This is a genomic window from Mycobacterium sp. (genome assembly GCF_046091765.1).
GTDB lineage: Bacteria > Actinomycetota > Actinomycetes > Mycobacteriales > Mycobacteriaceae > Mycobacterium.
Map to the genome: position 1 here is coordinate 23720 of NZ_JBJTCF010000030.1, position 6603 is coordinate 30322.

General features: G+C 70.2%; 6 protein-coding genes and 2 pseudogenes. 4 read left to right on the plus strand and 4 right to left on the minus strand.

Annotated elements, in window-relative coordinates:
- Positions 1–3 precede the first annotated feature (3 nt).
- The 3 genes from idsA2 to ACKOB8_RS02765 all read right to left on the minus strand — a co-directional run bounded on the left by idsA2 (position 4) and on the right by ACKOB8_RS02765 (position 2540).
- Positions 4–1074, minus strand: coding sequence for a bifunctional (2E,6E)-farnesyl/geranyl diphosphate synthase (gene idsA2, locus ACKOB8_RS02755; protein WP_526375397.1), 1071 nt, complete (start codon positions 1072–1074; stop codon positions 4–6).
- A 95-nt stretch (positions 1075–1169) separates the two neighbouring features.
- Positions 1170–1916: an LppM family (lipo)protein gene (locus ACKOB8_RS02760; protein WP_526375399.1), complete on the minus strand. Its 747-nt coding sequence runs from the start codon at positions 1914–1916 to the stop codon at positions 1170–1172.
- 24 nt (positions 1917–1940) lie between these two features.
- On the minus strand, positions 1941–2540 hold the full coding sequence (locus tag ACKOB8_RS02765; protein ID WP_526375412.1) for a GNAT family N-acetyltransferase: 600 nt from the start codon (positions 2538–2540) through the stop codon (positions 1941–1943).
- A gap of 283 nt (positions 2541–2823) precedes the next feature.
- Between ACKOB8_RS02765 and ACKOB8_RS02770 the strand changes: the two genes are divergently transcribed.
- From ACKOB8_RS02770 to ftsL, 4 genes and pseudogenes are all read left to right on the plus strand, one after another.
- Positions 2824–3222, plus strand: coding sequence for an SCO2097 family morphological protein (locus tag ACKOB8_RS02770; RefSeq protein ID WP_526375401.1), 399 nt, complete (start codon positions 2824–2826; stop codon positions 3220–3222).
- A gap of 209 nt (positions 3223–3431) precedes the next feature.
- Complete coding sequence (mraZ, locus tag ACKOB8_RS02775) at positions 3432–3863, plus strand: division/cell wall cluster transcriptional repressor MraZ (protein WP_526375404.1); 432 nt, start codon at positions 3432–3434, stop codon at positions 3861–3863.
- Positions 3838–4980 (plus strand): 16S rRNA (cytosine(1402)-N(4))-methyltransferase RsmH, encoded by a 1143-nt coding sequence (gene rsmH / locus ACKOB8_RS02780; protein WP_526375406.1) that lies wholly within the window; start codon positions 3838–3840, stop codon positions 4978–4980. The genes mraZ and rsmH overlap by 26 nt, the downstream gene beginning before the upstream one ends.
- A pseudogene (ftsL, locus tag ACKOB8_RS02785) lies at positions 4980–5669 on the plus strand (cell division protein FtsL); the annotation flags it as partial. The gene rsmH and the pseudogene ftsL, both read left to right, overlap by 1 nt.
- On the opposite strand, the pseudogene ACKOB8_RS02790 reads toward ftsL, so the two are convergent.
- Positions 5667–6603 (minus strand): annotated as a pseudogene (locus ACKOB8_RS02790) (penicillin-binding protein 2); the annotation flags it as partial. The pseudogenes ftsL and ACKOB8_RS02790 sit on opposite strands and share 3 nt — an antisense overlap.

Consider the following 6603-nt stretch of genomic DNA (forward strand, 5'->3'; position numbering starts at 1 on the left):
GGGTTAGGCCGATCGGTTGGCGGCCAGGCCCGCGAGTTCGGTCAGCGCGGCTTTGGCGGGTGCGTTGATCGACAGGCCGTCCAGGACTCCCAGCGCTCGCCGGGTGAGCTCGTCGATGCGCCGCTCGACGGCCGACAGCGCTCCCACCGCCTCGATCGCCGCGCACAACCGGCCAACCCGTTCGTCGTCCAGCTCGGTACCGATGGAGGTCCGCAGCAGGGCGGCGGTGGCCGGGTCGGAGACCTCGGCGCGCTCGACGGCTTCGGCCAGTAGGACGGTGCGCTTACCCGAGCGAAGGTCGTCGCCGGCGGGCTTCCCGGTCACCTCCGGGTTGCCGAACACGCCGAGCACGTCGTCGCGCAGCTGAAAGGCGATACCCAGGTCGGTGCCGATCCGGTGGAACGCCTCCTGCACATCAGGACGGTCGGCCGCCGCCGCGACCCCCATCTGCAGCGGCCGCGACACCGTGTAGGACGCGGTCTTGTAGGTGTTCACCGTCATCGCCGAGGCGATCGAGTCCGCACCGGAGGCCATCCCGCCGCTCTCGGCCACGATGTCCAGGTATTGGCCGCCGAGCACCTCGGTGCGGATGTCCGACCAGACCCTGCCCACCCGATGGCGGCCCTCGCCGGGCAGGTCCGTCCCGGCGACGATGTCGTCGGCCCACACCAGCGACAGGTCGCCCAGCAGGATCGCCGCCGACCGTCCGAACCGTTCCGCCGAGCCGCGCCAGCCGTGCTGCCGGTGCAGCTCGGTGAACTGCACGTGAGCGGTCGGCAAGCCGCGGCGGGTGTCGGAGTCGTCGATGACGTCGTCATGCACCAGCGCGCACGCATGCAGCAGCTCCAAGGCGGAGAACAGGCGCAGGATCCCGTCCTCGACGGGGTCGTCCGGTCCGGGTGTCACCGAGCGATAGCCCCAGTAGGCGAAGGCGGGGCGCATTCTCTTGCCGCCGCGCAGCACGAATTCCTCGAGCGCGGCGATCAGTCCGTCGTATTCGGCACCGATGTACGAGGCCTCCGCGCGGCGCTCGGCCAGGTAGTCCCGCAGTTGACCGGTGACCGCGCCGGCCAATTCGGCGACCGACGGCGCTGCTGCCTCGACGCTCAGCGCGGCGCCCCTCTCTCCTCGTTGTCCTCGCCAGGCCCCGCTCCCGGGGTGGACTCAGCCTAGAGCGTGCGGCCGTGACCCTGCCCGGAGTCCGTCTCGCCGGGCGGGGCGAACCGCGGGGATGTCCGGTCACGATCCCGCCAGGCCAGCGCGGCGATGAGACCGGCCACCAGGAACGCCGCCAGCGCCAGCCAGATCCCCGCCGCGGTGAAGGAACGTGTGCTGGGGTCGGTGAAACGGGCCTGGGCGCTGAGGTTGGTCACCACCCCGGGTTTGAATTTCCACTCCACCGTGTCGGCGGCCACCCGGTCACCGTTGGTCGAGGTCACCTCGCCGGGGAAGGACGCACTGAACGTGACGTCGGCCTCCGGGTCGGTGACGCTGGTCAGGTCGACGCGCCCTTCGAGGATCACCAGATTGCCGGCCCGCCGCAGCGAGATGTCCACTCCGGCGGCCTCGTTGCTGAGATTGGCCAGCTGGGGAAGCTCGGCGAAACTCAACCCGGAAAACGTCGCCTGCGAACCGACGTACCCGTCCGCGTCGTAGCGCGACACCGCGACCTTCTGGCTGAACGCCACGGATGACTCCGCGTCGAACTGTGGCCCCTCGTCGGTGTCATCGCGTGGTTTGGCGGCCGCGACGATGTCTCCGGACACCTGGTCGTCGGGGGAGACGATGATCGACGCGTGAATGCGCACGCAGCCCGCCGCCAGCGGCGCCGCGAGGAGCAGCAACACCATCGCCCGAAGGCCTCTCCGGGTTTCCGAGTGCGTGCGGTGGGACCGGCCGGTCAGCAGCGAGGGCATCAGCGTTATCGTGCCAGACCGCAATCACAGGGGCAGCGCTCGACCCAGCACGGCGAAAGCGCGCGGATCGCCGGCGAAGTGATAGTCGCGGATGATGTCGGTGAATCCCAGCCGACGATAGAGCCGCCAGGCGCGGTTCGCCTCGCCGTGGGTTTCCGGGGTGGACAGCAGCACACTGGACTCACCCCGCCCGCTGAGTAGCCGGCGGGCCAGGGCCTCGCCCAGTCCGCGGCCCTGCGCGCGCGGGTGGATGTGCAATTCGGTGAGTTCGAAGTAGTCGCTCATCAGCCGGGCGATTTCCGAGCGGGGGAAGCCGACCCGGCGCAGCCCCCGGACGACCTGCTGCTGCCACCACTGGTCGGGGGCTCCGCAGTAGCCGTAGGCCACCCCCATCAGCGGCGCCACCGCCAGCGCGGCGCCGGTGGGCACCTCCTCGTCGGCGGAGTCGGTTTCTACCGCGGCGACCGCGCGCCAACCGCGCCGCGCGGAGTGTTCGAGCCACATCGCGGCCCGTTGGTTCTCGGTGCCGCGGGGGTAGCGCATCGCGTCGACGTAGATGCCCAGCGCCTCGGCCAGGCGGTGCTGCATGTCATTGGGCGACAGGTCGATCAGGAAGGTCGCCAATGCCTGGATGCCCCCTTCGGGTCCGGATCCGGTCACGCCGTCAGCCCCCATTATGGTGCCGCTGACCGGTGCCCTCACCTGGAACGTTGCCGGGATCGGCGGGCGCCGGGACGGGGTCCCGGCGAGGACTGAGCGGTCGGCTTGACGGGACTGGACGCCGGTGGGCACCCTGTAAGGGCAACTGGGTGGCCGAACAGGGTGGTATCGGCTGGTGACGCCTCGTATCATTTGAGACGGATGCGCTCCCGTGCCACCGCAACGCCGCCAGGGGAAGGAGGGACCGATGCCCCTGTCCGACCATGAGCAGCGCATGCTCGATCAGATCGAGAGCGCTCTGTATGCGGAGGATCCCAAGTTCGCATCGAGTGTGCGCGGCGGCGCGCTGCGGGCGCCCTCTACCCGCCGACGGCTGCAGGGTGCCGGGCTGTTCCTGCTCGGCCTGGGGATGCTGGTTGCCGGAGTGGCCTTCAAGGCCACCATGATCGGTGGTTTCCCGGTGCTCTCGGTTCTCGGTTTCGTCACGATGTTCGCCGGGGTGGTCTTCGCGGTCACCGGTCCGCCCGTCCCCGGCGGGCGGGACCGCGGTCCCGCTCAGGGCGGCTCCCGGCCGCGCCGCGGCAAGCCCGCAGGTGGTTTCACCAGCCGGATGGAAGACCGCTTCCGGCGCCGCTTCGACGAGTAAGAGCCGTCGAATACCGGCCGGTCTGCCGGCCGCACCCCCCGACGCGTGTCACATCGGGTTACATTCCTGCCAAATTTTGGGGTAGTTGGGCGTTTTAGACCCGAAAACAAGGGCTCAAGTGGAGAGAAGTGGGGGATTGTGGGGTATTGTGGCGTCTGACGGAGCAACATCTATTCAGAGGCCATTTAGAGGCGAGGAGGTGCCAGGGGATGTTCCTCGGCACCTATACGCCCAAGTTGGACGACAAGGGCCGACTGACGCTTCCCGCCAAGTTCCGGGACGCCCTGGCCGGCGGGCTGATGGTCACCAAGAGCCAGGACCACAGCCTCGCGGTGTATCCCCGCGGCCAGTTCGAACAGCTGGCCCGCCGCGCGGCCCAGGCCTCGCGGAGCAACCCTGATGCCCGGGCTTTCCTTCGCAACCTGGCGGCCGGCACCGATGAGCAGCATCCCGATTCCCAGGGCCGGATCACCCTGTCCGCCGACCACCGCCGCTATGCGGGCCTTGCCAAGGACTGTGTGGTGATCGGAGCGGTGGACTTCCTCGAGATATGGGATGCCCGGACCTGGCAGGACTACCAGCAGACCCACGAAGAAAACTTCTCCGCGGCCAGCGATGACGCCCTCAGCGACATTATCTGAACCCGCACCGCCCGCCGGTGCATCGTGGTCTCTGCCCGAACCGACCCTGGCGTACTTCCCCGACGCCAGGTTCGCGACTTCGGACAGGGACCTCGGTGCGCCGGCGGCACCCCTCCAGCCGGGAGGTTCAGAGGTGGCCGACCAGAACCCTCACGTCCCCGTCATGGCGGATCGCTGCGTGCAACTCCTGGCCCCGGCGCTGACCCGGCGCGCCGCCGACGCGACCGGCGCGGTCATGGTCGACGCCACGGTGGGTGCGGGCGGCCATGCCGAGCGGTTTCTCCAGCAGTTCGGCGGGCTGCGGCTCATCGGCCTCGACCGCGACCCGGACGCACTGGCGATCGCCGGGCGCCGGCTGGCCCGTTTCGGCGGCCGGGTCGAACTGATCCGCAGCAGATACGACGGTATCGCCGAGGCACTGATCCGGGCGGGCCTGCCCGCGTCGCAGTCGATTGACGCGGCACTGTTCGACCTCGGGGTGTCCTCGATGCAGCTCGACCGGCCCGAGCGCGGCTTCTCCTACGCCCAGGACGCGCCGCTGGACATGCGGATGGACCCCGAGTCGGAGATCACCGCCGCCGAGATCGTCAACACCTACGACCGCGGCCGGTTGACCGAGATTCTCCGCCGGTTCGGTGAGGAGAGATTCGCCGCTCGGATCGCGGGCTTCATCGTCGAGCAGCGCGAACGTAAACCTCTTCAGCGCACCGACGACCTCGTGCAGGTCATCTATCGCGCGATACCCGCGGCGGCGCGGCGAACGGGCGGGCACCCGGCCAAGCGAACGTTCCAGGCGCTGCGGATCGCGGTCAACGCCGAGTTGGACTCGCTGTCCGCGGCGCTGCCCGCGACGCTGGAAGCGCTGCGGCCCGGCGGCCGCATCATCGTGCTGGCCTACCAGTCGCTGGAGGACCGGATCGTCAAGCGCACCTTCGCCGCCGCGACGGCCTCGCGCACGCCCGCCGGACTGCCGATCGAGTTACCCGGTCACGAGCCGGAATTCGTTGCCGTCACCCGCGGTGCCGAGCGCGCGGGGGACGCCGAGGTCGAACTGAACCCGCGAAGCGCACCGGTGCGACTTCGCGCCATCGAACGACGCCACGGAGAGGACGATTGATGAAGGTCGGGCGCAAGGAAGGCGGTCTGTCAGGCCCGGCGGGGGCCCGCCGTCGCACGGACCGCTCGGAGAGCCCGGCGCGGCAGCGCCGGACGCCCTCGGCCGGCGCGGCCGGACGACCGCGCGGCGGGGTTCCAACCCGGCGTCCCCGCGAGGCGCGCGGCCTGCGTCCCGGGCCGCAGACCGCACCCATCCCACGGCCACTCGAGCGGCCGGCCCGACCGAAGACCGCCAGCCACGCCAAGGCTCGCGCCAAGGCACGTAAAGCGAAGGCGCCGAAAGTCATTCGGCCTTCATTCCGGGACCGCGTCATCGCAAAGTTGGTCGCGATCGATGTGCGCCCGCAGACGCTGCTCGCCAAGGTCCCGTTCGTCGTGCTGATCATCTTCACCCTCGGGCTCGGCTTGGCCATCACGTTGTGGCTGTCCACTGAGGCCGCCCAGCGTTCCTACCAACTCGGCAATGCCCGCGCCGTCAACGACGCTCTGGCCCAACAGAAGGAAGCCCTGGAGCGCGACGTCCTGGAGGCCGAGTCGGCACCGGCGCTCGCCGAGGCGGCACGCGGACTGGGCATGATCCCCTCACGCGACACCGCCCACCTGGTTCAGGACCCGGCCGGCAACTGGATCGTCATCGGCGATCCGAAGCCCGCCGACGGCGCGCCTCCGCCCCCGTTGAACACCGAGCTGCTGGACGTAGAACTGGATGTCGTCGTCGATGGTCAGTTGCACGGTCGAACCGTTGACCGCGTGGTGGCGGTTGCGGTAGCTACCGGGGATCACCACACCGTCGGACCCACGGTCGTAGGTGATGGACCCGTCGGTTCCGGCGAGCACCGAGTCCATCGCGTCCTCGAGCCCGAGCAGACCGTGGCCGTCCCAGTCGATACCGCCGACCACGTTGGCGGCCAGTGAGCCGCCGGGGTACTGACGAAGGTCCTGCCGCTCCGCGCCGACCTCGGGGAACTTCTCGGAGATCGCGGCGGCGATCGCCGGGTCGACCGCGCGCGCCAGGTAGACGAACGGCTCGTTGCTCCGCAGTTTCGCGAGGACCTCGCGGTAGTCGGGGCGGTTGTCCAACTTGCCCGAAACCTCCCGGGCGATCTCCGCGAGACGCCGGTCGGGATCGGGGGCGCTCGGCGATTTCTGCTTGGCCTCGGCGAGCATCTTGCGGATCTTGGTCGGCTGGAACGTCAGCGCCCGAGACTCGATGGTGAAGGCCAACTTGTCCAGGTTTCGGTCGACGATGTTGCCCCGCACCGCCAGCTCCACGTCGGTGACCTTGAGCTGCCCGGCAGCCTGGGCGCGCAGTGCCGCCGCGCGAGGCACCTGCAGGTTGAACAGCTGAGCTCCGGCGACCAGCAGTGCCAGAAAGATGACGGCATTGCCGACGCGGTAGCGGTAGCCGAAGGACGAGGTGCCCGGACCCGCCTCGGCGGCGGTGCGGGTGCGTCGGGCCCGCGCCGGGCGGCCGGGTCCGGCGAGAACCTCCCCCGCAGCGACGGTGCGGTCCTTCCGGGCACCGCTCGGCCGGGAGCGGCGCGGGGCGGCCGGGCTCACTGCGCCACCCCGACGGGAGCCGTCGCGGCGGGCGGCAGAGCGGGCAGGGCGGGGGGTGCGGGCG